General features: G+C 61.8%; 14 protein-coding genes. 9 read left to right on the top strand and 5 right to left on the bottom strand.

Translation table 11 applies throughout. The features are described 5' to 3' along the window. Positions 1–32 precede the first annotated feature (32 nt). Positions 33–1,238: an aminotransferase class V-fold PLP-dependent enzyme gene (locus tag OZ428_RS07990; protein ID WP_269133064.1), complete on the top strand. Its 1,206-nt coding sequence runs from the start codon at positions 33–35 to the stop codon at positions 1,236–1,238. Then, the gene (locus OZ428_RS07985) at positions 1,235–1,651 is read left to right on the top strand and encodes a SufE family protein (RefSeq protein WP_269133063.1); all 417 of its coding nucleotides are present in this window, start codon (positions 1,235–1,237) and stop codon (positions 1,649–1,651) included. The genes OZ428_RS07990 and OZ428_RS07985 overlap by 4 nt, the downstream gene beginning before the upstream one ends. Here OZ428_RS07985 and tcdA read toward each other — a convergent pair. Further along, positions 1,638–2,447 carry a tRNA cyclic N6-threonylcarbamoyladenosine(37) synthase TcdA gene (gene tcdA, locus OZ428_RS07980; protein WP_038849221.1) on the bottom strand — a complete coding sequence of 270 codons (810 nt, stop codon included), beginning with the start codon at positions 2,445–2,447 and terminating at the stop codon, positions 1,638–1,640. The two genes, OZ428_RS07985 and tcdA, sit on opposite strands and share 14 nt — an antisense overlap. 217 nt (positions 2,448–2,664) lie before the next feature. On the opposite strand from tcdA, the gene OZ428_RS07975 reads away from it, so the two are divergent. From OZ428_RS07975 to OZ428_RS07960, 4 genes are all read left to right on the top strand, one after another. Continuing rightward, positions 2,665–5,256, top strand: coding sequence for a glycosyltransferase (locus tag OZ428_RS07975; RefSeq protein ID WP_033902802.1), 2,592 nt, complete (start codon positions 2,665–2,667; stop codon positions 5,254–5,256). 109 nt (positions 5,257–5,365) lie between these two features. Further along, entirely contained in the window at positions 5,366–6,517 is a 1,152-nt protein-coding gene (gene dapE / locus OZ428_RS07970) for a succinyl-diaminopimelate desuccinylase (RefSeq protein ID WP_028619141.1), read from the top strand. Next, a complete protein-coding gene (locus tag OZ428_RS07965) occupies positions 6,517–7,326 on the top strand; it encodes a putative RNA methyltransferase (RefSeq protein WP_269133062.1) in 810 nt (269 codons plus the stop codon). Before dapE ends, OZ428_RS07965 begins: the two co-directional genes overlap by 1 nt. A 54-nt stretch (positions 7,327–7,380) precedes the next feature. After that, positions 7,381–7,758, top strand: coding sequence for a hypothetical protein (locus OZ428_RS07960; protein ID WP_133074442.1), 378 nt, complete (start codon positions 7,381–7,383; stop codon positions 7,756–7,758). Positions 7,759–7,812: 54 nt separating this feature from the next. Here the strand turns inward: OZ428_RS07960 and OZ428_RS07955 are convergent, their stop codons facing one another. Further along, on the bottom strand, positions 7,813–8,022 hold the full coding sequence (locus OZ428_RS07955) for a cold-shock protein (RefSeq protein ID WP_032891681.1): 210 nt from the start codon (positions 8,020–8,022) through the stop codon (positions 7,813–7,815). Positions 8,023–8,204: 182 nt separating this feature from the next. On the opposite strand from OZ428_RS07955, the gene plsB reads away from it, so the two are divergent. From plsB to OZ428_RS07940, 3 genes are read left to right on the top strand one after another with little or no spacing between them, the layout of a single operon-like run. After that, entirely contained in the window at positions 8,205–10,724 is a 2,520-nt protein-coding gene (gene plsB, locus OZ428_RS07950; protein WP_269133061.1) for a glycerol-3-phosphate 1-O-acyltransferase PlsB, read from the top strand. Between the two features lie 51 nt (positions 10,725–10,775). After that, entirely contained in the window at positions 10,776–11,177 is a 402-nt protein-coding gene (locus OZ428_RS07945) for a YbaY family lipoprotein (RefSeq protein WP_033902807.1), read from the top strand. A 40-nt stretch (positions 11,178–11,217) separates the two neighbouring features. Further along, positions 11,218–11,907, top strand: coding sequence for a DUF4197 domain-containing protein (locus OZ428_RS07940; protein WP_033902808.1), 690 nt, complete (start codon positions 11,218–11,220; stop codon positions 11,905–11,907). Between the two features lie 65 nt (positions 11,908–11,972). On the opposite strand, the gene OZ428_RS07935 is transcribed toward OZ428_RS07940, so the two are convergent. The 3 genes from OZ428_RS07935 to OZ428_RS07925 all read right to left on the bottom strand — a co-directional run bounded on the left by OZ428_RS07935 (position 11,973) and on the right by OZ428_RS07925 (position 16,509). Further along, entirely contained in the window at positions 11,973–12,182 is a 210-nt protein-coding gene (locus tag OZ428_RS07935) for a hypothetical protein (RefSeq protein WP_133074444.1), read from the bottom strand. A 154-nt stretch (positions 12,183–12,336) separates the two neighbouring features. After that, entirely contained in the window at positions 12,337–15,402 is a 3,066-nt protein-coding gene (locus OZ428_RS07930) for an efflux RND transporter permease subunit (protein WP_133074445.1), read from the bottom strand. A 6-nt stretch (positions 15,403–15,408) separates the two neighbouring features. Beyond that, positions 15,409–16,509, bottom strand: coding sequence for an efflux RND transporter periplasmic adaptor subunit (locus OZ428_RS07925; protein WP_061435528.1), 1,101 nt, complete (start codon positions 16,507–16,509; stop codon positions 15,409–15,411). Positions 16,510–16,548 lie beyond the last annotated feature (39 nt).

Here is a 16,548-nt window from a genome sequence, read left to right as displayed (position 1 = left end):
CCTGGGGCTCGCTTATACGAGTCTTGAACACCATGCTAGTGCCCTCCCCCTGGCGCGCCGACTTTCCGGCCATCGCCACCCTGCAACGGCAAGACCAGACCTACCTGGACAACGCCGCCACCACGCAAAAACCCCAGGCTTTGTTGGATGCCATCAGCCATTACTACGCCAACGGCGCAGCCAATGTGCACCGCGCCCAGCATTTGCCAGGCGCCCATGCGACCCAGGCGTTCGAAGACAGCCGCAGCAAGGTCGCACAGTGGTTGAATGCAGGCGACAGCGGGCAGATCGTGTTCACCCACGGCGCCACTTCTGCGCTGAACCTCTTGGCCTATGGCCTTGAGCACTTATTCAATGCGGGCGATGAGATTGTCATCAGCGCCCTGGAACACCACGCCAACCTGCTGCCCTGGCAGCAACTGGCCAAGCGTCGCGCACTGAACCTGGTGGTACTGCCACTGGATGATAACGGCGTGATCAACCTGGCTGCCGCTGCCGAGCTGATCGGCCCGCGCACGCGTTTACTGGCAGTGAGCCAGCTGTCCAACGTGCTCGGCGCCTGGCAGCCACTGGAAGCCCTGCTGGCACTCGCCCAGCCCCACGGCGCCCTGACCGTGATCGACGGCGCCCAAGGCATCGTCCATGGTCGGCACGACGTGCAGGCCCTGGGTTGCGACTTCTATGTGTTTTCCAGCCACAAACTGTATGGCCCGGACGGCGTCGGCGTGCTGTTTGGCCGTAACGAGGCCCTGCACCACGTGCGCCACTGGCAGTTCGGCGGCGAGATGGTGCAACAGGCCGACTACCACAGCGCCAGCTTCCGCCCGGCGCCTCTTGGCTTTGAGGCCGGCACCCCGCCGATTGCCAGCGTGATCGGCCTGGGCGCCAGCCTGGATTACTTGAGTTCGCTGGATCAGCCGGCAGTGATCGCCCATGAAGCGGCGTTGCATGACTACCTGTTGCGCGGGCTCAAGGCGCGCAATGGCGTGCGCGTGCTGGGTTCGCCCCAGGTGGCGCTGGTCAGTTTTGTGGTCGATGGCGTGCATAACGCCGACCTCGCGCACCTGCTGACCGAGCAAGGCATTGCCGTACGCGCCGGGCATCACTGCGCCATGCCGTTGCTCAAGGCGATGCATCTGTCGGGGGCGATTCGCGTGTCCCTGGCGCTGTATAACGATTCCGATGACCTGGAACGCTTCTTTGAAGCGCTGGATCAAGCGTTGGATATGCTGCGATGAGCTTACCGGTGGATGCCGCAGCCGCACTTGAGGCTTTTCAGGCCGTCGGCAGTTGGGAGCAGCGTGCGCGGATGCTGATGCAATGGGGCGAGCGCCTGCCTGCCCTGGCCGATGAGGATAAGGTCGACGCCAATCTCGTACAGGGCTGCGAAAGCCTGGTGTGGCTGGTCGCAGAATTGCGCGATGGCCACTGGCAGTTCGCCGCCAGCAGCGAGGCACGGATGATTCGTGGGTTGGTGGCGTTGCTGCTGGCGCGGGTCAATGGCCTGTCCGCCGCAGAATTGCAGGCGGTGGATCTGCCTGACTGGTTTGCACAGTTGGGGCTGTCCCGCCAACTGTCACCGTCGCGCAGCAATGGCCTGAACGCTGTGCTGCAGCGTATGCGGCAACTGAGCGCCGTTACGACGCCTTGACCCGCTCCGATGGCCGGCGCACCCCGGCCACAATCTTGTCCACCGCCTTGGTGGCCGCCACCATCCCGAACGTGGCCGTCACCATCATCACCGCACCAAAACCACCCGCGCAGTCCAGCTTCACGCCATCCCCGACAAAACTCTTCTGCAAACAGATGCTGCCGTCCGGCTTCGGATAGCGCAGTTGTTCGGTGGAAAACACACACGGCACGCTGTAATGGCGGGTCACGGTGCGGGAGAAGTTGTAGTCGCGGCGCAGGGTCGAGCGCACTTTCGACGCCAGCGGGTCATTGAAGGTGCGGTTCAGGTCGCAGACCTGGATCAACGTCGGGTCGATCTGCCCGCCGGCGCCACCGGTGGTGATGATCTGGATCTTGCGACGCTTGCACCAGGCGATGAGCGCGGCCTTGGCGTTGACCGCGTCGATGCAGTCGATCACGCAATCGATGTCCGGCGTGATGTATTCGGCCATGGTGTCGCGGGTCACGAAATCCGCCACCGCATGCACGGTGCAATCCGGGTTGATGCCGCGCAGGCGCTCAGCCATCACCTCGACCTTGGGCTTGCCCACGGTGCTGTCCAGCGCGTGCAGCTGGCGGTTGCTGTTGCTCACGCAAACGTCATCCAGGTCAAACAGCGAAATCTCGCCCACCCCGCAACGGGCCACGGCTTCCGCCGCCCAGGAGCCTACGCCGCCAACGCCGACGATAGCCACATGGGCTGCTTTCAAGCGTTCCAGGCCTTCAATGCCATACAAGCGGGCGACGCCTGCAAACCGCGGATCTTCTGTGCTCATGACCATTACCCCAAAAACCGGCGCGCATTATGGACTACAGAGCGACAAGTTCGAAGCGACAAGCTACAAGTAAAGAACTTAGATGGTCTTTCGCTGACTAATGTCCGGTTTTTCTCTGCTTGCTGTACGGTCAGGGAAGGGCCGGTGTAGGATGCGCGCCGTTCGGCGCAGGCCGACACCTCTTTTCGTTCCACACCCTTTGGAACCCGAAATAGCCATGGCATCGCGTAAATTTGGACTCAACCTGGTGATCGTGCTGGCAATCGCCGCGCTGTTCACCGGTTTCTGGGCGCTGATCAACCGCCCCGTCACCACCCCCAACTGGCCTGAACAGATCTCCGGTTTTTCCTACTCGCCGTTCCAGCAAGGCCAGTACCCGCAGAAAGACCAGTACCCGACCGACGACCAGATGCGTCGCGACCTCGAGATCATGAGCAAGCTGACGGACAACATCCGTACCTACTCGGTCGACGGCACTCTGGGGGATATCCCCAAGCTGGCGGAAGAATTCGGCCTGCGTGTGACCCTGGGGATCTGGATCAGCCCGGACCTTGAGCGCAACGAGCGGGAAATCCAGCGCGCCATCGAAATCGCCAACAGCTCGCGCAGTGTCGTGCGGGTGGTGGTCGGCAACGAAGCGCTGTTCCGTGAAGAAATCACCCCAGAAGCGCTGATCGTGCTGCTGGACCGGGTGCGCGCCGCCGTGAAAGTGCCGGTGACCACGTCCGAGCAATGGCACATCTGGGAGAAAAACCCGCAACTGGCCAAGCACGTCGACCTGATCGCCGCGCACATCCTGCCGTTCTGGGAATACATCCCGATGGACAAGGCCGGCCAATACGTACTCGACCGTGCCCGGGACCTGAAGAAACTGTTCCCGAAAAAACCGCTGCTGCTGTCGGAAGTTGGCTGGCCGAGCAACGGCCGCATGCGCGGGGGTAATGAAACCTCCCCCGCCGACCAGGCGATCTACCTGCGCACGCTGGTGAACAAACTGAACCGCCAAGGCTTCAACTACTTCGTGATCGAGGCCTTCGATCAGCCGTGGAAAGTCAGCGACGAAGGCTCGGCGGGCGCTTACTGGGGCGTGTACAACGCCGCACGCCAGCAGAAATTCAACTTTGAAGGGCCCGTGGTCGCAATCCCGCAATGGCGCGTGCTGGCCATTGGTTCGGTGGTGCTGGCCCTGCTGTCCCTGACCCTGCTGATGATCGACGGCTCGGCCCTGCGCCAGCGTGGTCGCACCTTCCTGACCTTTATCGCGTTCCTCTGCGGATCGGTGCTGGTGTGGATCGGCTACGACTACAGCCAGCAATACAGCACCTGGTTCAGCGTCACCGTGGGCATCCTGCTCGCCCTCGGCGCCCTGGGCGTGTTTATCGTGTTGCTGACCGAGGCCCACGAACTGGCGGAAGCGGTGTGGACCCACAAGCGTCGGCGTGAATTCCTGCCGGTCGAGGGGGATTCGGACTACCGTCCGAAAGTGTCGATCCATGTGCCGTGCTACAACGAGCCGCCGGAGATGGTCAAACAGACCCTCGACGCCCTGGCCGCCCTGGATTACCCGGACTACGAAGTCCTGATCATCGACAACAACACCAAGGACCCGGCTGTCTGGGAACCGGTGCGCGACTACTGCGAAACCCTGGGCCCGCGCTTCAAGTTCTTCCACGTCGCGCCCCTGGCCGGTTTCAAGGGTGGCGCGCTGAACTACCTGATTCCGCACACCGCCAAGGACGCCGAAGTGATCGCGGTGATCGACTCGGACTACTGCGTGTCGCCGAACTGGCTCAAGCATATGGTGCCGCACTTCGCCGACCCGAAAATCGCCGTGGTGCAGTCGCCGCAGGATTATCGCGACCAGAACGAAAGCACCTTCAAGAAGCTCTGCTACGCGGAATACAAGGGCTTCTTCCATATCGGCATGGTCACTCGCAACGACCGTGACGCGATCATCCAGCACGGCACCATGACCATGACCCGTCGCTCGGTGCTTGAAGAACTGGGCTGGGCCGACTGGTGTATCTGCGAAGATGCCGAACTGGGCCTACGCGTATTCGAGAAAGGCCTGTCGGCGGCGTATTACCACGACAGCTACGGCAAGGGCTTGATGCCGGATACCTTTATCGACTTCAAGAAACAGCGTTTCCGCTGGGCCTACGGCGCGATCCAGATCATCAAGCGTCACACCGCAAGCCTCTTGCGCGGCAAGGACACCGAGCTGACCCGTGGCCAGCGCTACCACTTCCTCGCGGGCTGGTTGCCGTGGGTGGCGGATGGCATGAACATCTTCTTCACCGTCGGCGCGTTGTTGTGGTCGGCGGCAATGATCATCGTGCCGACACGGGTTGACCCGCCGCTGCTGATTTTCGCGATCCCGCCGTTGGCGTTGTTCGTGTTCAAGGTCGGCAAGATCATCTTCCTCTACCGTCGTGCGGTAGGCGTGAACTTGAAGGATGCTTTCTGTGCGGCCCTGGCCGGGCTGGCGTTGTCGCACACCATCGCCAAGGCGGTGCTGTACGGCTTCTTCACCACCAGCATTCCGTTCTTCCGTACCCCCAAAAACGCGGATAACCATGGTTTCTGGGTGGCGATTTCCGAAGCCCGCGAAGAAATGTTCATCATGCTGCTGTTGTGGGGCGCGGCACTGGGGATCTACCTGGTGCAGGGCCTGCCAAGCAATGACATCCGCTTCTGGGTGGTGATGTTGCTGGTGCAGTCGCTGCCGTATGTGGCGGCACTGATCATGGCGTTTCTGTCTTCGCTGCCTAAACCTGCGGCGGCGCCGGAACCCGCGCCAGCGGCGTAAAAACTTGCGCAATGCACTAAACGGCGGCCTCTGGCCGCCGTTTTGCTATAAGATAACGGCCGTTTTGTGTGCCTTGCCTGCTCATTTATAAAGCTCCGGAGTTCCCCCCATGACGGCCCATGCCGACCTTTCGCCGACCCTTCAACTTGCCATCGACCTGATCCGTCGCCCGTCGGTCACGCCGATCGACGCCGATTGCCAGAAGCTGATGATGCAGCGCCTGGGCGACGCCGGTTTTGCGCTTGAGCCAATGCGCATCGAAGATGTGGACAACTTCTGGGCCACCCACGGCAAGCACGAAGGCCCGGTGCTGTGCTTTGCCGGTCACACCGACGTGGTGCCGACCGGCCCGGTGCAGGCCTGGCAGAACGACCCGTTCGACGCGTTGATCGATGAAAACGGGATGCTCTGCGGGCGTGGCGCGGCGGACATGAAAGGCAGCCTGGCGGCGATGCTGGTGGCGTCGGAGCGTTTTGTCGCCGACTACCCGGACCACAAGGGCTCGGTAGCCTTCCTGATCACCAGCGATGAAGAAGGCCCGGCGCACCATGGCACCAAGGCCGTGATCGAACGCCTGGCGGCACGCAAGGAGCGTCTGGACTGGTGCATCGTCGGCGAACCGTCGAGCACCACTCTGGTCGGCGATGTGGTCAAGAATGGCCGTCGCGGCTCTCTTGGCGCGACCCTAACCGTGCGCGGCGTGCAAGGCCACGTGGCCTACCCGCACCTGGCGAAGAACCCGATCCACCTGGCTGCGCCGGCACTGGCCGAATTGGCCGCCGAACATTGGGACGACGGCAACACCTTCTTCCCGCCGACCAGCTTCCAGATCTCCAACCTCAATTCCGGCACCGGCGCCACCAACGTGATTCCCGGTGACCTGACGGCGGTGTTCAACTTCCGCTTCTCCACCGAGTCCACCGTTGAAGGCCTGCAGCAGCGCGTTGCGGCGATCCTCGATAAACATGGCCTGGACTGGCACGTGGAGTGGGCGCTGTCGGGCCTGCCGTTCCTCACCGAGCCGGGCGCGTTGCTGGATGCAGTCTCGGCCAGCATCAAGGCGATCACCGGGCGTGAGACCCAGGCGTCCACCAGTGGCGGGACCTCCGATGGGCGATTCATCGCCACGCTGGGTACCCAAGTGGTCGAACTGGGCCCGGTCAACGCGACGATCCACCAGGTCAACGAGCGCATCCTCGCCAGCGACCTCGATGTGCTGACCGAAATCTACTACCAGACCCTGATCAAGTTGCTCGCCTGATGCTCGCGTGCCCCCTTTGCAGCGCCCCGCTGAACGCGGTGGACAATGGCGTGGCGTGCCCGGCCGGACACCGCTTCGACCGCGCACGCCAGGGTTACCTGAACCTGTTGCCGGTGCAGCACAAGAACAGCCGCGACCCCGGCGATAACCTGGCGATGGTGGAAGCGCGCCGCGACTTCCTCAACGCTGGGCACTACGCCCCGGTGGCCAAGCGCCTGGCCGAACTGGCCGCCGAGCGTGCCCCGGCGCGCTGGGTCGACATCGGTTGCGGCGAGGGTTACTACACCGCGCAGATCGCCGACGCCCTGCCCCGCGCCGACGGCTACGCGCTGGATATCTCCAAGGAAGCGGTCAAGCGGGCGTGCAAGCGCACCCCGTCGCTGACCTGGTTGATCGCCAGCATGGCCCGCGTGCCGTTGGCCTCAGGCAGCTGCCAGTTTCTCGCCAGCGTGTTCAGCCCATTGGATTGGGAAGAGGCCAAGCGCCTGCTCAGCCCCGGCGGCGGCTTGATGAAGGTCGGCCCGACCAGCGGCCACCTGATGGAGCTGCGCGAACGCCTGTACGACGAAGTGCGCGAGTACACCGACGACAAGCACCTGGCCCTGGTGCCGGACGGCATGAGCCTGGCGCACAGCGAGACGCTGGAATTCACCCTGAGCCTCGCCGAGCCCCAGGACCGCGCCAACCTGCTGGCCATGACGCCCCACGGCTGGCGTGCCAGCGCCGAGCGCCGCGCACAGGTGATCGAGGCGGCCGAGCCGCTGGTGGTCACCGTGTCGATGCGCTACGACTATTTCGTGCTTCAATAACTGACTTTCCAGCATCCGCGAATGGATTTTCGAATCCCGCAACGAGGAACATCCATGCGCCAACCCGATATCGAGATTTACCTGAAGGACGCCGACGTCGACCACAAGGCCATCGCCGCCTGGCTGGGCGCCGCCCTGGGCCCGTGCTCCGACTGGGTCCAGAGAGGCCAGACCTACAAATGCAAGGCCGGCAATGTGCCGGTTACCTGGCTGCCCAAAGCCGTCGGTAAATGGAACAGCCTGTACCTGGAAAGCGACCAGACGCCGTGGGATGACGACATCGCCTGCGCCCGCGCTGCATTTGCTGCGCTGAGCGTGGAAGTGCGTTGTGCACCGGGGACTTGGATTGAGGAAGAAGGTGAAGAAAGCGCTGACACCTGGATTCGCATCAGCGAAGACGGTGAAGAGCAGATCACCTGGAAAACGGCTTAAAGCAGCGGCAAGCTGCAAGTCAAAAGCTTGTAGCTTGCAGCTTGCCGCTCGGCCTTACAGACCGACCACATCCTCCGCCTGCAACCCCTTCTCGCCGGTCACCACGGCGTATTCCACCTGCTGGCCCTCGGCCAGAGAGCGGTGGCCGTCACCGCGAATGGCGCGGTAGTGCACAAACACATCCTTGCCATCTTCACGCTGGATAAACCCGTAACCTTTTGCATCGTTGAACCACTTCACATTGCCGGTTTCACGCGTTGCCATCTGTCTTACTCCCACATGCATTTTTATTGTTGAGTCGCTCGCATTGAACTGCCGAGTATAAGACAGGCTCAAAAACGATCAACTCAAGTTTACATCGCTGCTTTTTTGCCGATTTTCGGCGAATACGGCACACTACCCACCCGAGCGCCTGCTCGGTTTTTTCCACTTGAAGCAGCACGCCTATGACCCGCTCCCCGTTCCGCCGTCTAGTGTTCGGCACCTTGCGCCGACTGTTGTACCTCTGGGTTCGCTCGGAGACGATCAACCAGTCGTCCCTGACCCTTAACCTGGACCGCAGCCGGCCGGTGTTCTACGTCCTGCAATCGCCCTCCCTCACCGAATTGGCCGTGGTCGACGCCGAGTGCACCAAGGCCGGCCTGCCACGCCCGGTGCTGCCGGTATCGGTCGGCCCGTTGATGGAGCCGGCGGCGTTCTTCTACCTCACGCCAGAGCCGGACTGGCTCGGTCGCCAGGACAAGCGCGGCGCGCCGCCCACCCTGACCCGTCTGGTCAACACCCTCACCGAACACGCCGAAGAGAATGCACAAATCATTCCGGTCAGCGTGTTCTGGGGTCAGTCCCCCGAAAGCGAGTCCAGCCCGTGGAAGCTGTTGTTTGCCGACAGCTGGGCGGTCACCGGGCGTCTGCGCCGCCTGTTGAGCATCCTGATCCTCGGTCGCAAGACCCGGGTGCAATTCTCTGCGCCTATCAACCTGCGTGAATTGATCGAGCACAATAAAGGCCACGAACGCACCGTGCGCATGGCCCAACGCATCCTGCGCGTGCACTTTCGTAACCTGAAGACGGCGGTCATCGGTCCGGATTTGTCACACCGGCGCAACCTGGTGAAGGGCCTGGTCAACATGCCGCTGGTGCGCCAGGCCATTGCCGATGAGGCCGAGCGGGAGAAGATCAGTCCGGAAAAAGCCAAGGCCCAGGCCCTGCGCTACGGCAACGAGATCGCCTCGGACTACACCTACACCGCGATCCGCTTCCTCGAAGTGGTGTTGAGCTGGTTCTGGAACAAGATCTACGACGGCATCAAGGTCAATAATATCGAAGGTGTGCAAAAGGTTGCCCAAGGTTACGAGGTCATCTATGTGCCTTGCCACCGCAGCCACATCGACTACCTGTTGCTGTCCTACCTGCTGTTCAAGAACGGCCTGACGCCGCCGCACATCGCCGCCGGGATCAACCTGAACATGCCGGTGATCGGCAGCCTGCTGCGCCGTGGCGGTGCGTTTTTCATGCGCCGCACCTTCAAGGGCAATCCGCTGTACACCTCGGTGTTCAACGAATACCTGCACACCCTGTTTACCAAGGGTTTCCCGGTGGAGTACTTCGTCGAGGGCGGTCGCTCACGCACCGGGCGCATGTTGCAGCCGAAGACCGGGATGTTGGCGATCACCCTGCGCAGCTTCTTGCGCTCCTCGCGCATGCCAATCGTGTTTGTGCCGGTGTACATCGGTTATGAGCGCGTACTCGAAGGCCGCACCTACCTGGGCGAGCTGCGCGGCGCGAGCAAGAAGAAAGAATCGATCTTCGACATCTTCAAAGTGGTCGGCGCGCTCAAGCAGCGCTTTGGCCAGGTCGCGGTCAACTTCGGCGAGCCGATCAAGCTGGCCGAATTCCTCGACCACGAACAACCGGACTGGCGTTCCCAGGAACTGGGCCCGAACTATAAACCCGCCTGGCTCAACGAAACCACCAACCGCCTTGGCGAACAGGTGGCGCGCCACTTGAATGAAGCAGCGGCGGTGAACCCGGTGAACCTGGTGGCTCTGGCGCTGCTGTCCACCACCCGCCTGGCCTTGGATGAACAGGCCATGGCGCGCCAGCTGGACCTGTACCTGGCGCTACTGCGCCGCGTGCCCTACTCGCCCCATACCACTCTGCCGGAAGGCGATGGCCTGGCGCTGATCAAGCACGTCAAGGACATGGACCTGCTGTCGGAACAGAGCGACGCACTGGGTAAGATCCTGTACCTGGACGAGCAGAATGCCGTCCTGATGACTTATTACCGCAACAACGTGCTGCACATCTTTGCCCTGCCGGCGCTGCTGGCGAGCTTCTTCCAGAGCAGCTCGCGGATGAGCCGCGACCAGATCCTGCGCTACACCCACGCGCTGTACCCGTACCTGCAATCGGAGCTGTTCATTCGTTGGTCGCTGGAAGAACTGAACACGGTGATCGACCAATGGCTGGAGGCCTTCGTCGAACAAGGCCTGCTGCGTTTCGAAAACAATGTGTACCTGCGCCCGGCGCCAAGCTCGCGGCACTTTGTGCTGTTGACCTTGCTGTCCAAGAGCATTGCCCAGACCCTGCAACGTTTCTACATGGCGATTTCGCTGCTGCTCAACAGTGGCCAGAACAGCATCAGCGCCGAAGAACTGGAAGACCTGTGCACGATCATGGCCCAGCGCCTGTCGATCCTGCACGGCCTAAACGCCCCGGAATTCTTCGACAAGAGCCTTTTCCGACATTTCATCCAGACCTTGCTGGAGCAAGATGTGTTGCGCCGCGACGAGGCCGGCAAGCTGAGTTATCACGACCTGCTCGGCGAACTGGCCGAAGGCGCGGCCAAGCGCGTTTTGCCGGCGGAGATTCGCCTGTCGATCCGCCAGGTGGCGTTGCATCGTGTAGATGGCGCCGCTGAAGCACCGGTCGAACCCGAAGCCACTGCACCTGAAGAAACCCGCTAGATTTAAAGAGGCGCCGGAGGGATTCCGGCGCCGTTGAAAAGGAGCAACACCATGAAAAAAATCATCCTCCTGGGCCTGACTGCCCTGCTCGGAGCCTGCCAATCCATGAGCCCTGCCCCTAAAGCCAGCCTTGATGGCGAAGTGTTCTACCTGCAACGCATCGCCCTGCCACCGACCGCGACCTTGAGCGTCAGCCTGCAAGACGTGTCGCTGATGGACGCCCCGGCCGTGACCCTGGCCGAGCAGAAAGGCCCGGTCAAAGGCCAGGTGCCGCTGCCGTTTCACCTGAGCTACGACCCGGCGCAAGTCAAACCCGGCCACACTTATTCGGTGAGCGCTCGCATCGAAGTGGAGGGCAAGCTACTGTTTATCACCACCGAACGGCACGCTGTGCAGCTCAATGGCCAGGACGTGCAACCGTTGCGCCTGCGGGTTGATGCTGTCGCACACTGACAGTCTCTAGAATTTAAGCCAGATCAAAAAGGAAGCGCCCATGCTCCGTAACTCCCTTCGTCTTACCGCCCTGTGTGCCGGCCTGCTGTTCGGCGCCAACGCCATGGCCCTGGACTTGAGCAGCCTGTCCCAGGGCGACGCCAGCGGCGGCCTCAAGGACGCCCTGACCCAAGGCGCGCAGATCGCCGTGAAGCAACTGGGCGTACCCGGTGGTTTCAGCAACAACCCGGAAGTGAAGATCGGCCTGCCTGGCAAGCTGGGCAAAGTTGCTGACAAACTGAAAATGTTCGGCATGGGCGACCAGGTGACCCAGCTGGAAACCAGCATGAACAAGGCCGCCGAAACCGCCGTGACCCAGGCCCAGCCGATCCTGGTCAACGCCGTGAAAAACATGAGTGTGACGGACGCCAAGGGCATTCTCAGTGGCGGTCAGGACTCAGCTACCCAGTACCTCAACAAAAGCAGCCGCGAACAGATCCGCGCCAAGTTCCTGCCGATCGTCAAGGCTGCAACCGACAAGGTCGGCGTCGCCCAGCAATACAACGCCCTGGCCGGCAAAGCCGCGGCCTTTGGTGCAGTGGATGCCAAGAGCGCCAACGTCGAAAACTACGTGACCGAACAGGCGCTGGACGGGTTGTTCAAGATGATTGCCAAGCAGGAAGAAACCATTCGCGAGAACCCTGCGGCCGCCGCGACCAGCCTGGCGAAGAAAGTCTTCGGCGCGCTGTAAACCGAAAATAAACCCAGGCAGGTGTGGGGGGCTCACCTGCCTGGCTTCAAGCGGATCGTCTACGATCAGAAGAACTTCCCTAGGCCAAAACCACCAAACGCGATCATGCCCAGAGGCATGACACCGAAGCCGATGGCCAGGCTCTTGCCGGGCTTGCAAGAGTCCTTGCAAGGGTCCCTGCAAGGGTCAGGCTTGGCCGGTTCAGGCTTGCTGGGTCCGCAGGGGTTGCTGTTGCACGCGGACCGGGAAGAGCTGACATTGATATCAATTTTCATGAGCACTCCTTGAATCATCAGATTTAAGCTCCCACCGGCAGGGGTGAAGCCCTACCGGCGGAAGACCTGGCAATCAGGTAATCAATGAGTGGCCCCCGCCTTGGAAGCGTTCCCGCCTCCGTAGCTTCTTTGTGAAATCCCCTACGACAACTCTTTACACGGCCGGTGGCTTGACCCGGAACCAGGCTGCGTACAAGGCCGGCAAAAACAACAGTGTCAGCGCCGTCGCCACAATCAATCCGCCCATGATCGCCACGGCCATAGGTCCGAAGAACACACTGCGTGACAGCGGAATCATGGCCAGCACCGCCGCCAGGGCTGTCAGCACAATCGGGCGGAAACGTCGGACGGTCGCCTCGATGATTGCCTGCCAGGGCGCCAGGCCCGCCTTGATGTCCTGTTCGATCTGATCCACCAGGATCACCGAGTTACGCATGATCATCCCGGACAGCGCGATAGTGCCCAGCATGGCCACAAAGCCGAACGGCTGGCGGAATACCAGCAGGAACAGCGTCACACCGATCAGCCCCAGCGGCGCTGTCAGGAACACCATGGCCGTGCGTGAGAAACTGCGCAGTTGCAGCATCAACAGGGTCAGCACCACCACGATAAACAGCGGCACGCCGGCTTTGACCGAGTTCTGGCCACGGGCCGAGTCCTCGACTGTGCCGCCGACGTCCAGCAGGTAGCCATCCGGCAGTTCGGCACGTACGCCTTCAAGGGTCGGCAGAATCTGCTGGACCAGCGTGGCCGGCTGTTCCTTGCCATAGATGTCAGCGCGCACGGTCACCGTGGGTAGGCGGTTGCGGTGCCAGATGATGCCTTCCTCGAAACCGTATTCGAGGGTGGCAATCTGCGACAGCGCTACGCTTTTGCCATTGTCGGTCGGCACCGCCAGGCTGGGCAGCAACGACAGCTCGGTGCGTTCATGCACGGTGCCGCGCAGGAGGATCTCGATCAATTCGTTGTCCTCGCGGTATTGGCTGACGCTGGAGCCGGTCAACGAACTCTGCAGGAATTTCGACAGGTTGGCCGTGCTCACACCAAGGGCACGGGCGCGATCCTGATCGATATTGAGGTAGACGATCTTGCTCGGTTCTTCCCAGTCCAGGTGCACGTTGACCACGTGGGAATTTTCGCGAACCTTCGCCGCAACTTTCCGAGCCAGGGCGCGGACTTCTTCAATATGTTCGCCGGTCACACGGAACTGCACTGGGTAGCCCACGGGCGGGCCGTTCTCCAGGCGCGTGACCCTTGAGCGCAGGTCGGGGAATTGTTCGTTGAGGGTTTCGATCAGCCAGGTGCGCAGGCTTTCACGCTCCTCGATGGTTTTGGCCAGCACAACAAACTGGGCAAAGCTGGCGGCTGGCAGTTGTTGATCCAGCGGCAAGTAGAAACGCGGCGAACCGGTGCCGACGTAAGCCACGTAATTGTCGATGCCCGCGTGTTCCTTGAGCAAGGCTTCCAGGCGCTTGACCTGGTCGGCGGTGTTGCTCAGGGAAGCCCCTTCGGCCAGCTTCAGATCGACCATCAGCTCCAGACGGCCAGAAGCCGGGAAGAACTGCTGCGGCACAAAACGGAACAGCGCCACCGAGCCGATAAACAGCAACAGGGTCAGGACAATCACGGTTTTACGCCGACGCACGCACCACTCCACCAAGCGTCTTACTCGCTGATAGAAAGGTGTGCCGTAGGGATCCGGACCATCGGTGCCGTGCTTGGCGGCATGAATCTTCGCCAGGTCCGGCAGGAGTTTTTCCCCCAGGTACGGCACAAACACCACCGCAGCCACCCAGGAGGCGAGCAACGCAATGGTCACCACCTGAAAGATCGAACGGGTGTATTCGCCGGTACTCGATTGCGCGGTGGCAATCGGCAGGAAGCCCGCTGCGGTGATCAGCGTACCGGTGAGCATCGGGAACGCAGTGCTGGTCCAGGCAAAGCTCGCGGCCTTGAGCCGGTCGTAACCCTGTTCCATCTTGATCGCCATCATTTCCACGGCAATGATCGCGTCGTCCACCAGCAAACCCAACGCCAGCACTAACGCGCCGAGGGAAATCTTGTGCAGGCCGATACCGAGGTAATACATGGTGGCAAACGTCATCGCCAGCACCAGCGGAATCGCCAGGGCCACCACCATGCCGGTACGCACGCCGAGGGAGAAAAAACTCACCAGCAACACGATGGCCAGCGCTTCGGCCAATACCTGCACGAATTCGCCGACGCTGGTTTTCACCGCTGCCGGTTGGTCCGACACCTTGCGCAGCTCCATGCCGGCCGGAAGGTTCTTCTGCAGACGTGCGAATTCGCCTTCCAGGGCTTTGCCGAGTACCAGGATGTCGCCGCCGTCGCGCATGGCCACGGCCAGGCCGATCGCGTCTTCGCCCATGTAGCGCATGCGCGGTGCCGGTGGGTCATTGAAGCCACGGTGGATGTCGGCCACGTCGCCGATGCGGAAGGTTCGATCGCCTACGCGAATCGGGAAGTTGCGGATCTCTTCCACGGTCTTGAAGTTGCCCGACACCCGCAGTTGCACACGCTCGCTCGGGGTTTCGAAGAAACCGGCGGTGGAGACGGCGTTCTGTTCCTGCAACGCCTGCTGTACCGCCGCCAGCGGCAAACCGAGGGTGGCCAGTTTGAGGTTGGACAGCTCGATCCAGATCTTCTCGTCTTGCAGGCCCAGCAACTCGACCTTGCCCACATCCGCCACGCGCTGCAGCTGAATCTGGATACGGTCGGCGTAGTCCTTGAGCACGGCGTAATCAAAGCCGTCGCCGGTCAGGGCGTAGATATTGCCAAAGGTGGTGCCGAATTCATCGTTGAAGAACGGCCCCTGGATATCCGGCGGCAAGGTCTGGCGGATATCGCTGATCTTCTTGCGCACCTGGTACCACAGCTCGGGAATCTGCGCCGAATGCATGGAGTCACGGGCCATGAAGGTGACCTGGGATTCGCCGGGGCGCGAGAACGAGACGATGCGCTCGTACTCACCGGTCTCCATGAGTTTTTTCTCGATGCGTTCGGTGACTTGCCGCGAGACTTCCTGGGCCGTGGCGCCGGGCCAGTTGGTCTTGATCACCATGGCCTTGAAGGTGAACGGCGGGTCTTCGCTTTGTCCCAGCTTGGAGTAGGACAAGGTGCCGACCACTGCCAGCAGGATCATCAGGAACAGTACGATCTGGCGATTACGCAACGCCCATTCGGAAAGATTGAAACCCATCGGGGACTACTCCTTGGCCGCCAGATTCACCACACGGTTGGAGCGATCCACCGGGCGCACTTGCTGGCCCTCATGGAGCACATGCACACCCGCAGCAATGACCCAGTCCGTGGCGCTCAAACCCTCCAGTACCGGCACGGTTTTTTCACCGAAGGCACCGATGCGCACGGGCGTGCGCTTAAGAGTGTTGTCCGGCTGTACACGCCAGACGTAAGACGCGCCGTTCTCCGCGCTGAGGGCCGACAGTGGGACCGATAGTGGAATATCGCCGTCGACCTGTATGAACACGCGGGCGCTCTGGCCCAGTTCGGCCGGGACCTTGCCGCCGGTGAATGCCACACGGGCAGCGAACGTACGCGACTTTGGATCGGCAGCCGGCGACAACTCACGAATGCGGCCGCTGAAACGCTGGTCGGGCTGGCTCCACAGCTCGACCGATACCGGCTGGCCGATCTTGAAACGACCAAAACCCTGCTCCGGCAGGCTGATCAGTACTTCGCGCTCGCCATCGGTCGCGAGGGTGAACACGGTCTGGCCGGCAGACACCACCTGGCCGACTTCCACCGCACGCTTGGCCACCACCCCATCCTGTGGCGCACGCAGCACCGCATAGCCGGCCTGGTTGCTGGCCACGTCGAACTCGGCCTTGATCTGCTTGAGACGGGCCTCACCGGATCGATAGAGATTTTCGGAATTGTCGTACTGGGAGCGGCTGACCATCTGACGGTCCATCAGGGTCTTGTAGCGGTCACGCTCGGCGCGCACCAGGCTAAGGTTGGCCTCGGCGGCGGCGACTTGGGCACGGGTCGCTTCCAGTTGCAGGCGCACGTCCTGAGGGTCGAGTTCGGCCAGCGCCTGATTGGCCTTGACCCGCTCGCCCTCTTCCACCAAGCGCTTGCTGACTTTGCCGCCGATGCGAAAGGCCAGGTCTGGCTCATAACGGGCGCGCACTTCACCGGGGTAGCTGTCCATCGACTGTGCAGAAGGCTGTGGCTGCACCACCATGGCCGGACGGAGGGTGGTCTGGGCCGCTTCTTCATGGCCGCATCCGGCCAACAGGAAGACCAGACTGACAGGCAACGCAAAGGGCAGGAAAGTACTGCGCATGCTGTAGGACCTTTCGCAAATGAAGCTAAGAATAATTAT

Origin of the sequence: Pseudomonas sp. GXZC, from assembly GCF_026967615.1 — a bacterium.
Lineage (GTDB): Bacteria > Pseudomonadota > Gammaproteobacteria > Pseudomonadales > Pseudomonadaceae > Aquipseudomonas > Aquipseudomonas azotoformans_A.
Note: the sequence above shows the minus strand (reverse complement) of the source record. Positions and strands in the feature narration are given on the sequence as shown.

Bases quoted from the DNA above. Each gene is read 5' to 3' on its own strand.
- OZ428_RS07990 (WP_269133064.1), top strand. From the start codon at position 33: ATGCTAGTGCCCTCCCCCTGGCGCGCCGACTTTCCGGCCATCGCCACC.
- OZ428_RS07985 (WP_269133063.1), top strand. From the start codon at position 1,235: ATGAGCTTACCGGTGGATGCCGCAGCCGCACTTGAGGCTTTTCAGGCC.
- tcdA (WP_038849221.1), bottom strand. From the start codon at position 2,447: ATGAGCACAGAAGATCCGCGGTTTGCAGGCGTCGCCCGCTTGTATGGC.
- OZ428_RS07975 (WP_033902802.1), top strand. From the start codon at position 2,665: ATGGCATCGCGTAAATTTGGACTCAACCTGGTGATCGTGCTGGCAATC.
- dapE (WP_028619141.1), top strand. From the start codon at position 5,366: ATGACGGCCCATGCCGACCTTTCGCCGACCCTTCAACTTGCCATCGAC.
- OZ428_RS07965 (WP_269133062.1), top strand. From the start codon at position 6,517: ATGCTCGCGTGCCCCCTTTGCAGCGCCCCGCTGAACGCGGTGGACAAT.
- OZ428_RS07960 (WP_133074442.1), top strand. From the start codon at position 7,381: ATGCGCCAACCCGATATCGAGATTTACCTGAAGGACGCCGACGTCGAC.
- OZ428_RS07955 (WP_032891681.1), bottom strand. From the start codon at position 8,022: ATGGCAACGCGTGAAACCGGCAATGTGAAGTGGTTCAACGATGCAAAA.
- plsB (WP_269133061.1), top strand. From the start codon at position 8,205: ATGACCCGCTCCCCGTTCCGCCGTCTAGTGTTCGGCACCTTGCGCCGA.
- OZ428_RS07945 (WP_033902807.1), top strand. From the start codon at position 10,776: ATGAAAAAAATCATCCTCCTGGGCCTGACTGCCCTGCTCGGAGCCTGC.
- OZ428_RS07940 (WP_033902808.1), top strand. From the start codon at position 11,218: ATGCTCCGTAACTCCCTTCGTCTTACCGCCCTGTGTGCCGGCCTGCTG.
- OZ428_RS07935 (WP_133074444.1), bottom strand. From the start codon at position 12,182: ATGAAAATTGATATCAATGTCAGCTCTTCCCGGTCCGCGTGCAACAGC.
- OZ428_RS07930 (WP_133074445.1), bottom strand. From the start codon at position 15,402: ATGGGTTTCAATCTTTCCGAATGGGCGTTGCGTAATCGCCAGATCGTA.
- OZ428_RS07925 (WP_061435528.1), bottom strand. From the start codon at position 16,509: ATGCGCAGTACTTTCCTGCCCTTTGCGTTGCCTGTCAGTCTGGTCTTC.